Source organism: Caulobacter sp. GW821-FHT10E02 (assembly GCF_059415225.1).
Map to the genome: position 1 here is coordinate 1 of NZ_JBWKMV010000002.1, position 13,992 is coordinate 13,992.

Sequence of the window (13,992 nt, forward strand, 5' to 3'; positions counted from 1 at the left end):
CAGTCGACGTGCGCGTAGTGACGGTTGGCCGTCTCGTACTCGACGTGAGCCGTGTTGATCGTGATGCCGCGGGCCTTTTCTTCCGGCGCGGCGTCGATGTCGGCGTAGTTCTTGGCGGTCGCGCCGCCCGACTTCGCCAGCGTGATCGTGATCGCGGCCGTCAGCGTCGTCTTGCCATGGTCAACGTGACCGATGGTGCCGATGTTGCAGTGCGGCTTATTACGTTCGAACTTTTCCTTGGCCATCTTCTTAGCTCCAGGACCCCAGAGGGGCCTTTATCAAAACAGGTTGGACGTCTGGGGTGGGGTCGGAAGGGGCCCATAGAGCCCCTTCCCAATCCGTCGTCTAGGCTTTTCCGCGAGGAAAGGCTTAGGCGTACTTCTTGATCACTTCGTCGGCGACGTGTTGCGGCACCGGGTCGTAGTGGTCGTAGACCATGCTGAACTGAGCGCGGCCTTGCGACATACCCCGCAGGGTGTTCACGTAACCGAACATGTTGGCCAGCGGCACATAGGCGTTCACGACAGTCGCGTTGCCGCGCATGTCTTGACCCTGGATCATGCCACGGCGGCTGTTCAGATCGCCGATGACCGAGCCCAGGTATTCTTCCGGCGTCACGACTTCGACCTTCATGATCGGCTCGAGCAGCTTCGGAGCGCCCTTTTCGCGCAGCTCCTTGAAGGCGGCGCGCGAGGCGATTTCGAAGGCCAGGACCGACGAGTCGACGTCGTGGAACTTGCCGTCCGTCAGGGTCGCCTTGAAGTCGATCAGCGGGAAGCCGGCCAGTAGGCCGTTGTCCTTGACCGATTCCAGGCCCTTTTGGACGCCCGGGATGTATTCCTTCGGCACGGCGCCGCCGACGATCGCGTTCTCGAACACGAAGCCCGAACCCGGCTCGCCCGGTTCGAAGGTGATCATGACGCGGGCGAACTGGCCCGTACCACCGGTCTGCTTCTTGTGCGTGTAGTCGATGTCGACCTTGCGGCCGAGCGATTCACGATAGGCGACCTGCGGCGCGCCGATGTTGGCTTCGACCTTGTAGGTGCGCTTCAGGATGTCGATCTTGATGTCGAGGTGCAGCTCGCCCATGCCCTTCAGGATCGTCTGGCCCGACTCGTGGTCGGTCGAGACGGTGAAGGACGGATCTTCGGCGGCCAGCTTCTGCAGGGCGACGCCCAGCTTCTCCTGGTCGGCCTTCGACTTGGGTTCGACGGCGATCTCGATGACCGGAGCCGGGAATTCCATGCGCTCCAGGATGACCGGCGACTTCAGCGGATCGCACAGGGTGTCACCCGTGCGGGTTTCCTTCAGGCCGGCCAGGGCGACGATGTCGCCGGCATAGGCTTCCTTGATGTCTTCGCGGTTGTTCGAGTGCATGAGCAGCATGCGGCCGACGCGCTCGCGCTTGTCGCGCGTGGCGTTCAGCAGCGACATGCCGGTTTCCAGCTTGCCCGAGTAGATGCGGCAGAAGGTCAGCGAACCGACGAAGGGGTCGTCCATGATCTTGAACGCCAGAACCGACAGCGGCTCTTCGTCCGAGGCGTGACGCACGACTTCTTCTTCGGTCTTGAAGTCGATGCCCTTGGTCGGCGGGATGTCCAGCGGCGACGGCAGGTAGTCGACGACGGCGTCCAGGAGCGTCTGCACGCCCTTGTTCTTGAAGGCCGAGCCGCAGAGGATCGGATAGAAGGCGCCGGTCAGAACGGCCTTACGCAGGCACTTCTTGATGGTGGCTTCCGAGGGCTCTTCGCCGCCCAGATAGGCTTCCATGGCTTCGTCGTCGAGTTCGACGGCGTTCTCGACCAGGTAGGCGCGGGCCTCGACGGCCTTGGCCATCAGGTCAGCGGGGATTTCCTCGTCGCGGAAGTTGGCGCCCAGGGCGTCGTTGTCCCAGACCACGGCCTTCATGCGGACCAGGTCCACGAGGCCCTTCAGGTTCGTTTCCGAACCGATCGGGAATTGGATCGGCACGGCCTTGGCGCCCAGACGGTCGCGGATCGATTCCACCGACTTGTCGAAATCGGCGCCGATCTTGTCCATCTTGTTGACGAAGACGATGCGCGGAACCTTGTACTTGTCGGCCTGGCGCCAGACGGTTTCCGTCTGCGGCTCAACACCGGCGTTGCCGTCCAGCACCGTCACGGCGCCGTCGAGGACGCGCAGCGAGCGTTCGACTTCGATGGTGAAGTCGACGTGCCCGGGGGTGTCGATAATGTTCAGGCGCTTGCCGTTCCAGAAAGCGGTCGTCGCGGCCGACGTGATCGTGATGCCGCGTTCCTGCTCCTGCTCCATCCAGTCCATGGTGGCCGCGCCATCGTGGACTTCGCCGATCTTGTGCGACTTACCCGTGTAATACAGGATCCGCTCGGTCGTCGTGGTCTTCCCGGCGTCAATGTGCGCCATGATGCCGAAGTTACGGTAATCTTCGATGTTATGCTGGCGGGCCATGATGGAGCTCTGCGTAGCGCTGCGGGTGAGGCAGGGACATTTAAACGTGCGGCGCGGGCGGTTTATCGCAAACCGCCCGCGCCTGAAAGAGTGCTGATAGCGAAAAGCTTACCAGCGGTAGTGCGAGAACGCCCGGTTGGCTTCAGCCATCTTGTGGGTGTCTTCGCGCTTCTTCACGGCGGTGCCGCGGTTGTTCGAGGCGTCGAGCAGCTCACCGGCCAGCTTTTCGGTCATGGTGTTCTCACCACGCTTGCGCGCGGCGGTCACCAGCCAACGGATGGCCAGGGCGCGGCGACGGTCCGGACGGACTTCAACCGGCACCTGATAGGTGGCGCCGCCGACGCGGCGCGACCGGACTTCGATCGCCGGGGCGACGTTGTCCAGGGCGGAGTGGAAGGTCTCAAGCGGACCTTGGTCCTTGCGCTTGTTTTCCAGGATGTCGAAAGCACCATAGATGATGTTTTCGGCGACGGCTTTTTTGCCCTCGTACATCACGTAGTTCATGAACTTCGTGACAATCAGGTCCCCAAACTTGGGATCCGGCAGGACTTGGCGTTTCTCGGCGCGACGGCGGCGGGACATTCTTCTTTTTCCTTACTTCGGACGCTTGGCGCCGTAGAGCGAACGACGCTGCTTACGATCCTTGACACCTTGGGTGTCGAGGACGCCGCGCAGGATGTGATAACGGACGCCGGGCAAATCCTTGACGCGGCCGCCGCGGATGAGCACCACCGAGTGCTCCTGCAGGTTGTGGCCTTCGCCCGGGATGTAGCACACGGCTTCGATGCCGGTGGTCAGACGGACCTTGGCGACCTTACGGAGAGCCGAGTTCGGCTTCTTCGGGGTCGTGGTGTAGACGCGCGTGCAAACGCCGCGACGTTGGGGGCAGCCCTTCAGGGCCGGCACCTTGTTCCGGACCGGCTTCGGGGAGCGCGGCTTACGGATGAGCTGGTTAATGGTAGGCATTAAGTCTCTGCTCTGATGGAAGCGTGTGCCTTTCGGCCGGGGCGCTTCAGGTCCTTGTCTTTGTTGTTCTTGGTTCAAGGCTCCGCTTGGAGACCCGATAAACACGAAACTCGCCGGGGCGCGGATGCACACCGGCGGGTTCTCCGCCCACGAGGAACAGAAGCTCATCGGAACGCACGCGAACGCACGCCTCGAAAAAGAGCGCGGTATGTACTCGCGAAGCCGCCGAACGTCAACCGCCTGTTCCTGCGCCGGTTAACGCCGCCTTAAGGGCTCGCGCACGGTCAAGTTTTCGCCACCGCAGGCTGTGCACTTTCCCGCCGGGATGGAGCGTCTTGCCTTGCCGGTCTTCCACACCACGTGGGAAGAGCGCGGGCAAGTGTCGGAGGCCGGGTGAGCGTCAGCGTCAGGAGCAGCAGGGACAACAGGCGACGGGCGACGATTCTCGCCGGTTCGCTGCTGCTGCACGTGGCGTTGCTGGCCTGGCTGGCGATTCCCGCGCGGCCGATGCTGGAAGACATGGTCGCCGAGGACCTGTCGGTGATGACCCTGGACCTGCAGCGGCCGGTCCCTCAGGAACTGCCGGAGCCGCGCCCCGCGCCGGCCTCGGCGACGGTGCCCCCCTCCCCCGTGCTGCCGTTCCAGGTGCGCGCGCCGACCCGCGCCGCGCCGGCCGGCGTCCCGACCCTGTCCGTTCCCGCCGCCGGCATCGCCAAGCCCGGGACAGCCTACCATCCGGCCCCGCTGCCGGGCGCCAGCGGCGGCGACCTGCGCTCGGCCCTGCGCGGCAGCGCCACAGGTTGCGTCAGCGCCGACGCCGTCGGCCTGAACCGCCAGGAGCGCGACAAGTGCGACGAGCGCTTCGGCGCGGCCCAGGCGCGCGGGACCTATGTCGGCCCGATGAACGCCGCCAAGGCCCGCGAGTTCGAGGCCCAGGCCATCATGCAGGACTTGGCCCGCAAGGCGAAGGCGGCCCCGATGGGCGTGGGCGTCGACCATCGCAGCAAGGACCAGCCCGGCACGATGAAGGAGATCCCCTTCGTGCTCGGGGCCGGGCAGGACGCCCTGGGCAACCCGCTCAACGCCCAGCAGCAGCGCCTCAAGCAGATCGACGACTACCGCAAGGCCGATGTCCGCGCCAAGCAGCGCTCGCGCGACAACGATCAACGTTGAGAGTGGGGCGCTAAAAAGGGCTTTCATCCGTGTGCCCGCCGAATACCCTCCCCCTCAGGTAGGCGCGCGGGCTCAAGAAGCGCGCCGTGGTTGTGAGGGGACGTTATGCGTTTTTCGGCTTCATTGTGCGCCGCGCTGATCCTGGCGACGGCGACCGCGCCGTCGGCCGTGCTGGCCCAGGACTATTCGCAGTTTTCGGACGCCGCGCTCGACAAGGAACTGGCGGCCAAGGCCGACGTGCAGATGTACGTCATGGTGCCGATGCGCGACGGCGTGCGGCTGTCGACCAATGTCTACCGCCCCAAGGGCGCGACCGGACCACTGCCGACCATCTTCATCAAGACACCGTACAACGAGCTTCCGTACAAGGCCGGCAGCACCCGCAACGCGCTGGACGCCATCAAGCACGGCTACGCCCTGGTGCTGCAGAACGAGCGCGGCCGCTACTACTCCGAGGGCGAGTGGGAGATCCTCGGCCATCCGCAGACGGACGGCTACGACACCCTGACCTGGATCGCCAAGCAGAGCTGGTCGAACGGCAAGATCGGCACGCGCGGCTGCTCGTCCTCGGCCGAGTGGCAGCTGGCCCTGGCCGGCCAGAACCATCCGAACCACACGGCCATGGTCCCACAGGCCTCGGGCGCGGGCATCGGCAAGGTCGGCGAGTTCCAGGAGCAGGGCAACTGGTACACCGGCGGCGTGCCGCGCAACCTGTTCTTCGTGTGGCTGTACGACGTCGACAACCCGCTGCGCGCCCAGCCGCCCAAAGGCCTGGACTCCCAGACCATCGCCCGCCTGGCCAAGTACAACGACCTGGAAGCCAAGAAGCCCGACGTGAAGTGGCCCAGCCAGATCCGCCACTTGCCGGTCAATGAGATGCTCAAGGACCTGGGCGAGCCCAAGGGCACGTTCGAGGAGCTGATCAACCGCGACGGCCCGGCCGATCCGGCCTGGCGCAAGGGCGGCCTCTATCACGACAGCGAGGGCTGGGGCGTGCCGGCCCTGTGGTTCAATTCCTGGTACGACGTGTCGATCGGCCCGAACCTGGCCCTGTTCAACCACGCCCGCACCGTGAACTCGGACAAGGAAGCCAGCGCCAACCAGTACGCCATCGTCGCGCCCAACAACCACTGCGGCTTTGGCGCGCGGACGCTGATGGCTCCGTTCAAGTCGGGCGACCGCGACCTGGGCAACCCCAACTTCGACAGCGAGAAGGAGGTCTACGCCTTCTTCGACCGCTGGCTGAAGGGCGACGTCAACGCCTTCCCGAAGACCACCCCGGCGGTGCGCTACTACGCGATGGGTGAGAATACCTGGAAGCATTCGGCCCAGTGGCCGCCGGAAGGCTCGGCCCCGATGCGGCTCTATCTGCGCTCGGGCGGCCGCGCCAACAGCCTGGCCGGCGACGGCAAGCTGAGCGCCGCGGCCCCCGCCGCCGGCGAGCAGGCCGACCGCTACGCCTATGATCCGGCCAATCCGGTGCAGACCGTCGGCGGCGGCGACTGCTGCAACGGCGGCCTGGTCACGGCCGGGGCCTTCGACCAGCGCGGGGTCGAGGCCCGCGACGACGTGCTCGTCTACACCAGCGAGCCGCTGACCGAGCCGCTGGAGGTCTCGGGCTTCGTGCGGGCTTTCCTGAAGGTGTCGTCGGACGCCAAGGACACCGACTTCGCCGTCAAGCTGGTCGACGTCGCGCCGGACGGCACGGCCTATATCCTGGGCGACACCATCATACGCGCCCGCTATCGCGACAGCTACGAGAAGCCCGCGATGATGACGGCCGGCCAGACCTACACGGTCAAGCCAACGCCGATCACGACGTCCAACACCTTCCTGCGCGGCCACCGCATCCGGGTGGAGGTCACCTCGTCCAACTTCCCGAAGTTCGTCCGCAACCTGAACACCGGCGGCGCCAACGAGAAGGAGACGAAGTTCGTGGTGGCGAACAACGCCGTGCACCACGCGGCCGGCGAGGAGTCGTATATCGAGCTGCCGGTGGTGGGCCGGAAGTAAGGCTGGTTAGGCGGCGCGTCGCATCGACGCCGCGCCGCCGACCTTGAAGCGTTGGACGAGGGCCGCCAGGCCGTTGACCTCGTCCAACAGCGACTGGCTCGACGCCGCCGAGCGGCTGGCCATGGCCGTTGTATGCTGCGTGCCCTGGTCCATCTGGTTCACGGCGGTGTTGACCTGCGACAGGCCCGCCGACTGCTCCTGGGCCGAGGCGGCGATCTCGGTGATCACCGCGCTGATCGCGCCGACTTGGTTGGCGATGCGCTGCAGGGTCTCGCCCGCCGCGCCGACCAGCGACACGCCCGACTCCACCTGGCGCGCCGAGTCGCCGATGTGGATCTTGATCTCCTTGGCCGCGTCGGCCGAGCGCTGGGCGAGCGCCCGCACTTCCTGCGCCACGACAGCGAAACCACGACCGGCCTCGCCCGCGCGGGCCGCCTCGACGCCGGCGTTCAGCGCCAGCAGGTTGGTCTGGAAGGCGATCTCGTCGATGACGCCGATGATTTGGGCCACCTGGCGGGACGAGGCCTCGATGCCGCCGATCGCCTCGACGGCCGAGGCGACGACTTCGCGCGAACGGCCGGCTTCGGTCTGAGCGTCGCTGACGGCGCGGTGGGCTTCCTTGGCGCCGTCGGCCGTCCTGCGGACGGTGGCGGTGATCTCGTCCAGCGCGGCGGCGGTCTCTTCCAGGCTGGCGGCCTGGGCCTCGCTGCGGCGTGACAGGTCGTCGGCGGCCGTGGCGATGCCGCCGGCCCCGGCGTTCAGCCCCGACACGGCCGAGACCACGGCGGCCATCGCGCCTTCCAGGCCCTCGACGGCGCGGTTGAAGTCGGCGCGCAGGCCCTCGTAGTCGTGGGCGAAAGGCTCGGACAGGCGAACGGTCAGGTCGCCGTCCGACAGGCGGTGCAGGCTCTCGGCCAGACGACGGACAACCTGGGCCTGCTCGGCCGAGCGGCGGGCGCTGTCGGCCCCGGCGGCGTCGCGCTCGGCTTCCGAGGCTTCGCGATGGGCGGCGGCCTCGGCGGCGATGCGGTTCTTCTCCAGGGCCCCGTCACGGAACTGGTGCACGGCGTCGGCCATCAGGCCGATGTCGTCCTGGCGGCCGGCGAACGGCAGGGTGACGGAGAGGTCCCCGCCCATCAGCCGGCTCATGGCGTCGCGCAGGGTCGACAGCGGCGACAGCTGGCGACGGGTCATCAGCACCGAGGCCCCGCCCCCAGCCAGGCCCAGCAGCAGGCACGCGGCCGCCAGCAGGGTCAGCTGGTGATAGACGGGCTGGAAGTAGTCGGCCTGCGGCACGCCGACATAGAGCACGCCGATCACCTGGCCGCTGGCGTCCTTGATCGGGTCGTAGGCGACGAAGAACGGCTTGCCCAGGATCTTGGCCTCGCCGCGATAGGGCTCGCCCTTGCCCAGCACCGCGTCATAGACGGGGCCCTTGGCCAGGCTGGTGCCGACGGCGCGCGAGCCGTCGTCCTTGGTGACATTGGTGGTGATCCGCTTGTCGCCCATGAAGACGGTGGCGGTGCCGCCGACCAGGGTCTTGACGCGATCGACGCCGTCGAAGTCGCCGTTCAGGGCGTGGTCGCCGACCAGCAGCCTGTCGCCCTGGCGGCTGAACGTCTTGCCGCGCTCGCCGACCACGTCCCACGCCACCCGCATGCTGGCTTCCTGCGCCTGCGTCGCCTGGCGGCGCGCGAAGTCGAGGGAGCTGTGCGCCACGATCCCCAGGACCGCGACGGTCAGGACAAGGAAGGCGGCGGCGATGGTCAGGCTGACCTTGGTGGAGATGCTGGCGCGCATGGGCTCTGGGAATTTGAGGCGGATCAAAAGCCTGCATCGCCCGCATGGTTTAAAATCTTGATGAATATCAACGTTATGGAACCGTCACCGTGGCGGTCCGCGACGTTCGGTCGCGGGGACCTGCAGCTTGGGGTCGCGCACGCCGCTTCGAAGTCGCCCTTGTTGAGCCTGGACGGCAGGAACGCTCCTCGACGCCCGGGGTTGTGCAAGCGTCTCGCGGCGAGCCGCGTCCCCTTCCCCCTCGAGGTTCGATCATGACCGACTATGCCGACAGCCTGACCGCCCAGACCACCAAAGCCGCCTCGGGCGTCCGCGCCAAGGTCGAGCCCAAGCTCAAGGCCGTCGCCAGCACGGCCCACGACGCCTATGACAGCCTCAAGGACGTCGCCTCGGACGTGGTCGGTGAGACCCGCGCCCGCGTCAAGGACATCGCCGCCCAGGCCGGCGACGAGATCCAGACCCGCTACGGCGACCTGGAGGCCTGGGTGCACCAGAAGCCGGCTCGCGCCCTGGGCGTCGCGGTGGGTATCGGCGTCGTGCTGGGCCTGCTGCTGCGCGGCCGCTCGACCAAGACCATCTACGTGCGCGAACCGCGCTAGGCTTTCAGCACCTTCCGCAGCGACGCCTCGATCTGGCCGCCGCTCCAGGTGTCGCCGTAGTCCTCGCGGGCCTTGTCGGCTAGCGCGCGCAGCGGCGGCAGGTCGGCGACGCGGCGGAACAGGGTGGCGGTCATCGGCGCGGTCTCGTCGAGGATCGCGCCGATCGGCTCGAAGCGGTCAGTGATCGTCGACCACAGGGTGGCGGTGACGACGTCGGCGATGCCCGGCGCCTCGCCGCCCAGCAGGAAGCCGCTGTCGGCCTTCAGGCCGTGGCGGCGGCCGGTCTCCTCCCAGAAAGACATCCACTTCTGCAGGCGCGGGACGAACTCGGCCCAGCGCTTGTCGGTCCACATCTCGCGGCCGCCGTCGTTGGTCAGCTCGTCGATGACGTCGTTGGCGTCGCAGACGATCTTCAGGGTCAGGGCGCGCAGCTCCGGCGTCGCCGGCAGCAGGTCCAGCGTCTCGCCCAGATAGAGGATCACCGCCGGCATCTGGGCGATGGCAACCTTGGCCTTTTTGTCGACCAGCATCGGCGGGCCCATGAACGGGACCGGCATGTCCTTCACCGCCCCGCCCATCAGCTTGCCGATCGCGTCGTCGCCGCCTTCGGTCCAGGTCTTGCCTGCGTGGGCTAGCACGGCGCGGACAAACTGCCCCCGGAACGGCGCGGACCAGTAGTAGAGCTCGTAGTCGGACATGGGGACCTCGCGGCTGCCCCAGACCAACGAAAAAGGCCCGGGATCGCTCCCGGGCCTTTCCGTAGTCATTCAAGCCAGAAGGCTTACTCGGCGTCCGCGAGCGCGATTTCGGCCGGCAGCGGCTCCATCGCTTCTTCGCGCTGCTGGGCCAGCTGCTCGTCGCGCTTGGCGGCGACGCGCTGCAGGCTGCGCAGATAGGAACCCGTACCGGCGGGGATCAGACGACCCACGATGACGTTTTCCTTCAGGCCTTCCAGGGTGTCGGTCTTGCCGTGCACCGAGGCTTCGGTCAGGACGCGGGTCGTTTCCTGGAACGACGCGGCCGAGATGAAGCTCTTGGTCTGCAGCGAGGCCTTGGTGATGCCCAGCAGCACCGGCTGGGTCACAGCCGGACGACCGCCGCGAGCAACAGCCTTGTCCTGTTCCTTGTCGAACTCCGGCTTATCAAGGTGGTCACCCTTGATCAGGCCGGTGTCGCCGGGCTCGAGGATCTCGACCTTCTGCAGCATCTGACGAACGATCGTCTCGATGTGCTTGTCGTTGATCGGCACGCCCTGCAGTCGATAGACCTCCTGGATCTCGTCGACGAGGAAGTTCGCCAGGGCCTCGACGCCCAGGATGCGCAGGATATCGTGCGGATCCGGGTTGCCGTCGATGATGTACTCGCCCTTGGAGATGAAGTCCCCGTCGTGGACGGCGATGTGCTTGCCCTTCGGGATCAGGAACTCGACCGCTTCGGCTTGGTTGCCATCGGCGTCGACGTCCGGCGTGATCTTGATCCGGCGCTTGTTCTTGTAATCCTTGCCGAATTCGACACGGCCGTCCATTTCCGCGATGACCGCGCAGTCCTTCGGACGGCGGGCTTCGAAGAGTTCGGCGACGCGCGGCAGACCACCGGTGATGTCCCGGGTCTTGGCGCCTTCGGTCGGGATACGCGCGATGACTTCACCCGGCTTCACTTCGTCGCCATCGGCGACGGAGAGAATGGCGCCGGCCGACAGGAGGTAACGAGCCTCGCCGCCGTTCGACAGGCGCTTGTACGAGCCGTCGTCCGACAGCACGCCCATGGCCGGACGCAGGTCCGAACCACGAGCCGACGTACGCCAGTCGGCGATGACGCGCTGGGCGATGCCGGTCGCTTCGTCGACTTCCTCGCGGATGGACAGGCCATCCACCAGGTCTTCGGCGCGGATCTTGCCGGCCACTTCGGTGATGATCGGGGTGGTGTAGGGGTCCCAATCGCCGAGGCGCTGACCGCGCTTGACCAGGTCGCCGTCCTTGACCCGCAGGCGGGCGCCGTACGGCGGCTTGTAGGTTTCGCGCTCCTTGCCGTCGACCAGCACGCTGACCGAGGTGTTGCGGCTCATGATGACCAGCGCGCCGTCGGCGCCAATAACGGTCGGGCCGATCACGCGGACCGTACCCTCGTTGGAGGCTTCGAAGAACGACTGCTCGGCCACCTGGGCGGTGCCGCCGATGTGGAACGTACGCATGGTCAGCTGCGTGCCGGGCTCACCGATCGATTGGGCGGCGATGACGCCGACCGCTTCGCCGATGTTCACCGGGGTGCCGCGGGCCAGGTCGCGGCCATAGCAGGCGCCGCAGACGCCGACCTTGGCTTCGCAGGTCAGGACCGAGCGGACCTTCACCGACTGGACGACCGCGGCCTCGATGGCGTCGGCGATGTTCTCGTCGATATAGGTGTCGGCCGGAACGACCAGCTCGCCGGTGCCCGGATCCTTGACGTCCTCGGCCGTGAAGCGGCCCAGGACGCGGGTGCCCAGCGAGACCAGCACGTCGCCGCCTTCGACGACGGCGCGCAGGGTGATGCCCTTCGTGGTGCCGCAGTCTTCCTCGACGATGATGCAGTCCTGCGCGACGTCGACCAGACGACGGGTCAGGTAGCCCGAGTTGGCGGTCTTCAGCGCGGTGTCCGCGAGGCCCTTACGAGCGCCGTGGGTCGAGTTGAAGTACTCCTGAACGGTCAGGCCTTCCTTGAAGTTCGAGACGATCGGGGTCTCGATGATTTCACCGGACGGCTTGGCCATCAGGCCGCGCATGCCGCCCAGCTGCTTCATCTGGGCTTGCGAACCACGGGCGCCGGAGTGGGCCATCATGTAGATGGCGTTGATTTCCTTCTCGCGGCCGTTCTCGTCCTTATGCTTCATCTGAAGCTCGGCCATCATCTCGTCGGCGACGCGATCGGTGGCCTTGGCCCAGGCGTCAACGACCTTGTTGTACTTCTCACCCTTGGTGATCAGGCCGTCGGCGTATTGTTGCTCGTACTCTTCGGCCAGCGAGCGGGTTTCGGCGACGATCGCCTCCTTCCGCTTCGGGATGATGATGTCGTCCTTGCCGAAGGAGATGCCGGCCTTGGCGGCTTCCTTGAAGCCCAGACCCATGACCTTGTCGGCGAAGATGACCGTCGCCTTCTGACCGCAGTGGCGGTAGACGATGTCGATCAGATTGCCGATTTCCTTCTTGGTCAGCGCCTTTTCGATCAGGCGGTGGCCAATCTGCGGGTGGTGCGGCAGCAGGGCGGCGATCTTCATCCGGCCCGGCGTGGTGTCGATCACCTTGCGCAGCAGGACGCCTTCCGGAGTCATCTCGGTGTGGCGCGCCTTGATCTTGGCGTGCAGCGAGATGACGCCGGCGTCCATGGCGGCTTCGATTTCACCCAGGTCGGCGAAGATCTTGCCTTCGCCCGGCTCACCCTCGCGGGCGACCGACAGGTAGTACAGGCCCAGGACGATGTCCTGCGACGGCACGATGATCGGGCGACCGTTGGCGGGCGACAGGATGTTGTTGGTCGACATCATCAGGACGCGCGCTTCCAGCTGAGCTTCCAGGCTCAGCGGGACGTGCACGGCCATCTGGTCGCCGTCGAAGTCGGCGTTGAACGCGGCGCAGACCAGCGGGTGCAGCTGGATGGCCTTGCCCTCGATCAGCTTCGGTTCGAACGCCTGGATGCCCAGACGGTGAAGCGTCGGGGCGCGGTTCAGCATGACCGGGTGTTCGCGGATCACCTCTTCGAGGATGTCCCACACCTGCGGCTGCTCGCGCTCGACCATGCGCTTGGACTGCTTGACGGTGCCCGACAGGCCCTTGGCGTCCAGACGCGCGTAGATGAACGGCTTGAACAGCTCCAGAGCCATCTTCTTGGGCAGGCCGCACTCGTGCAGCTTCAGCTCGGGACCGACCACGATGACCGAACGGCCCGAATAGTCGACGCGCTTGCCCAGCAGGTTCTGACGGAAGCGACCTTGCTTGCCCTTCAGCATGTCGGCCAGCGACTTCAGCGGACGCTTGTTGGCGCCCGTGATGACGCGACCGCGACGGCCGTTGTCGAACAGGGCGTCGACCGACTCCTGCAGCATCCGCTTTTCGTTGCGGATGATGATGTCGGGTGCGCGCAGCTCGATCAGGCGCTTCAGGCGGTTGTTACGGTTGATGACCCGGCGATACAGGTCGTTCAGGTCCGAGGTCGCGAAGCGGCCGCCGTCCAGCGGCACCAGCGGACGCAGTTCCGGCGGGATGACCGGGACGACCGTCAGCACCATCCACTCGGGACGGTTGCCCGACTCCTGGAAGGCTTCCAGGATCTTCAGGCGCTTGCTGTACTTCTTCTGCTTCATGTCCGACACGGTGCCGGCCAGTTCCTCGCGCAGACGCTCGGCCTCTTTCTCGAGGTCGATGGCCTTCAGCAGGTTCTGGACGGCCTCGGCGCCGATCTCGGCGGTGAAGCTGTCGTCGCCGTACTCTTCCTGAGCACGCATGTAGTCGTCTTCCGACAGCAGCTGGTGCTGCTTCAGCGGGGTCAGGCCCGGCTCGGTGACGATGTAGTATTCGAAGTACAGGACGCGCTCGATGTCCTTCAGCGGCATGTCGAGCATCATGGCGATACGCGACGGCAGCGACTTCAGGAACCAGATGTGGGCGACCGGCGAGGCCAGTTCGATGTGGCCCATGCGCTCGCGGCGGACGCGGGCCAGGGTGACTTCAACACCGCACTTTTCGCAGATGATGCCCTTGTACTTCATGCGCTTGTACTTGCCGCACAGGCATTCGTAGTCCTTGGTCGGGCCAAAGATACGGGCGCAGAACAGGCCGTCACGCTCGGGCTTGAACGTGCGGTAGTTGATGGTTTCCGGCTTCTTGATCTCGCCGAACGACCACGAGCGGATCTTTTCCGGCGAGGCCAGCGAGATGCGGATCTGGTCGAAGGTCGGAGCGGCCTGGACCGGATTGAAGATGTTCAGGACTTCCTGGTTCATCTTGGTTCCTTCTGCGGGATC

10 protein-coding genes and 1 pseudogene are annotated in these 13,992 nt (G+C 66.2%); 4 read left to right on the plus strand and 7 right to left on the minus strand.

The annotated features are described in order from the left end of the window. The 4 genes from AC07NI_RS09655 to rpsL form a co-directional block, all read right to left on the minus strand. A partial coding sequence (locus AC07NI_RS09655) for a GTP-binding protein (RefSeq protein ID WP_494618364.1) occupies positions 1-245 on the minus strand: 245 nt, incomplete at its 3' end. A 124-nt stretch (positions 246-369) separates the two neighbouring features. Continuing rightward, positions 370-2,448, minus strand: a complete 2,079-nt coding sequence (fusA, locus tag AC07NI_RS09660) for an elongation factor G (RefSeq protein WP_494618370.1) — start codon at positions 2,446-2,448, stop codon at positions 370-372. Positions 2,449-2,556: 108 nt separating this feature from the next. Further along, the gene (rpsG, locus tag AC07NI_RS09665) at positions 2,557-3,030 is read right to left on the minus strand and encodes a 30S ribosomal protein S7 (RefSeq protein ID WP_007661568.1); all 474 of its coding nucleotides are present in this window, start codon (positions 3,028-3,030) and stop codon (positions 2,557-2,559) included. A gap of 12 nt (positions 3,031-3,042) precedes the next feature. Beyond that, the gene (rpsL, locus tag AC07NI_RS09670; RefSeq protein ID WP_004624021.1) at positions 3,043-3,414 is read right to left on the minus strand and encodes a 30S ribosomal protein S12; all 372 of its coding nucleotides are present in this window, start codon (positions 3,412-3,414) and stop codon (positions 3,043-3,045) included. A gap of 23 nt (positions 3,415-3,437) precedes the next feature. Between rpsL and AC07NI_RS09675 the strand changes: the two are divergent. The 3 genes and pseudogenes from AC07NI_RS09675 to AC07NI_RS09685 all read left to right on the plus strand — a co-directional run bounded on the left by AC07NI_RS09675 (position 3,438) and on the right by AC07NI_RS09685 (position 6,600). Then, positions 3,438-3,684, plus strand: a pseudogene (locus AC07NI_RS09675) (hypothetical protein). 123 nt (positions 3,685-3,807) lie between these two features. Continuing rightward, entirely contained in the window at positions 3,808-4,587 is a 780-nt protein-coding gene (locus AC07NI_RS09680; protein WP_494618375.1) for a hypothetical protein, read from the plus strand. A gap of 105 nt (positions 4,588-4,692) precedes the next feature. After that, positions 4,693-6,600, plus strand: coding sequence for a CocE/NonD family hydrolase (locus AC07NI_RS09685; protein ID WP_494618378.1), 1,908 nt, complete (start codon positions 4,693-4,695; stop codon positions 6,598-6,600). Between the two features lie 6 nt (positions 6,601-6,606). Here the strand turns inward: AC07NI_RS09685 and AC07NI_RS09690 are convergent, their stop codons facing one another. Continuing rightward, a complete protein-coding gene (locus tag AC07NI_RS09690) occupies positions 6,607-8,400 on the minus strand; it encodes a methyl-accepting chemotaxis protein (protein WP_494618380.1) in 1,794 nt (597 codons plus the stop codon). Positions 8,401-8,654: 254 nt separating this feature from the next. On the opposite strand from AC07NI_RS09690, the gene AC07NI_RS09695 reads away from it, so the two are divergent. Beyond that, positions 8,655-8,999, plus strand: a complete 345-nt coding sequence (locus AC07NI_RS09695) for an ElaB/YgaM/YqjD family protein (RefSeq protein ID WP_494618382.1) — start codon at positions 8,655-8,657, stop codon at positions 8,997-8,999. On the opposite strand, the gene gst is transcribed toward AC07NI_RS09695, so the two are convergent. Together gst and rpoC are read right to left on the minus strand one after the other, a co-directional pair. Next, entirely contained in the window at positions 8,996-9,697 is a 702-nt protein-coding gene (gene gst, locus AC07NI_RS09700) for a glutathione transferase, Atu5508 family (RefSeq protein WP_494618384.1), read from the minus strand. The genes AC07NI_RS09695 and gst overlap by 4 nt on opposite strands. An 83-nt stretch (positions 9,698-9,780) precedes the next feature. Continuing rightward, entirely contained in the window at positions 9,781-13,971 is a 4,191-nt protein-coding gene (gene rpoC, locus AC07NI_RS09705) for a DNA-directed RNA polymerase subunit beta' (protein ID WP_494618386.1), read from the minus strand. Positions 13,972-13,992: the final 21 nt, after the last annotated feature.

Excerpts from the sequence above, each read along its gene's own strand:
- fusA (WP_494618370.1), bottom strand. The coding sequence starts at position 2,448 with ATGGCCCGCCAGCATAACATCGAAGATTACCGTAACTTCGGCATCATG.
- rpsG (WP_007661568.1), bottom strand. The coding sequence starts at position 3,030 with ATGTCCCGCCGCCGTCGCGCCGAGAAACGCCAAGTCCTGCCGGATCCC.
- rpsL (WP_004624021.1), bottom strand. The coding sequence starts at position 3,414 with ATGCCTACCATTAACCAGCTCATCCGTAAGCCGCGCTCCCCGAAGCCG.
- AC07NI_RS09685 (WP_494618378.1), top strand. The coding sequence starts at position 4,693 with ATGCGTTTTTCGGCTTCATTGTGCGCCGCGCTGATCCTGGCGACGGCG.
- AC07NI_RS09690 (WP_494618380.1), bottom strand. The coding sequence starts at position 8,400 with ATGCGCGCCAGCATCTCCACCAAGGTCAGCCTGACCATCGCCGCCGCC.
- AC07NI_RS09695 (WP_494618382.1), top strand. The coding sequence starts at position 8,655 with ATGACCGACTATGCCGACAGCCTGACCGCCCAGACCACCAAAGCCGCC.
- gst (WP_494618384.1), bottom strand. The coding sequence starts at position 9,697 with ATGTCCGACTACGAGCTCTACTACTGGTCCGCGCCGTTCCGGGGGCAG.
- rpoC (WP_494618386.1), bottom strand. The coding sequence starts at position 13,971 with ATGAACCAGGAAGTCCTGAACATCTTCAATCCGGTCCAGGCCGCTCCG.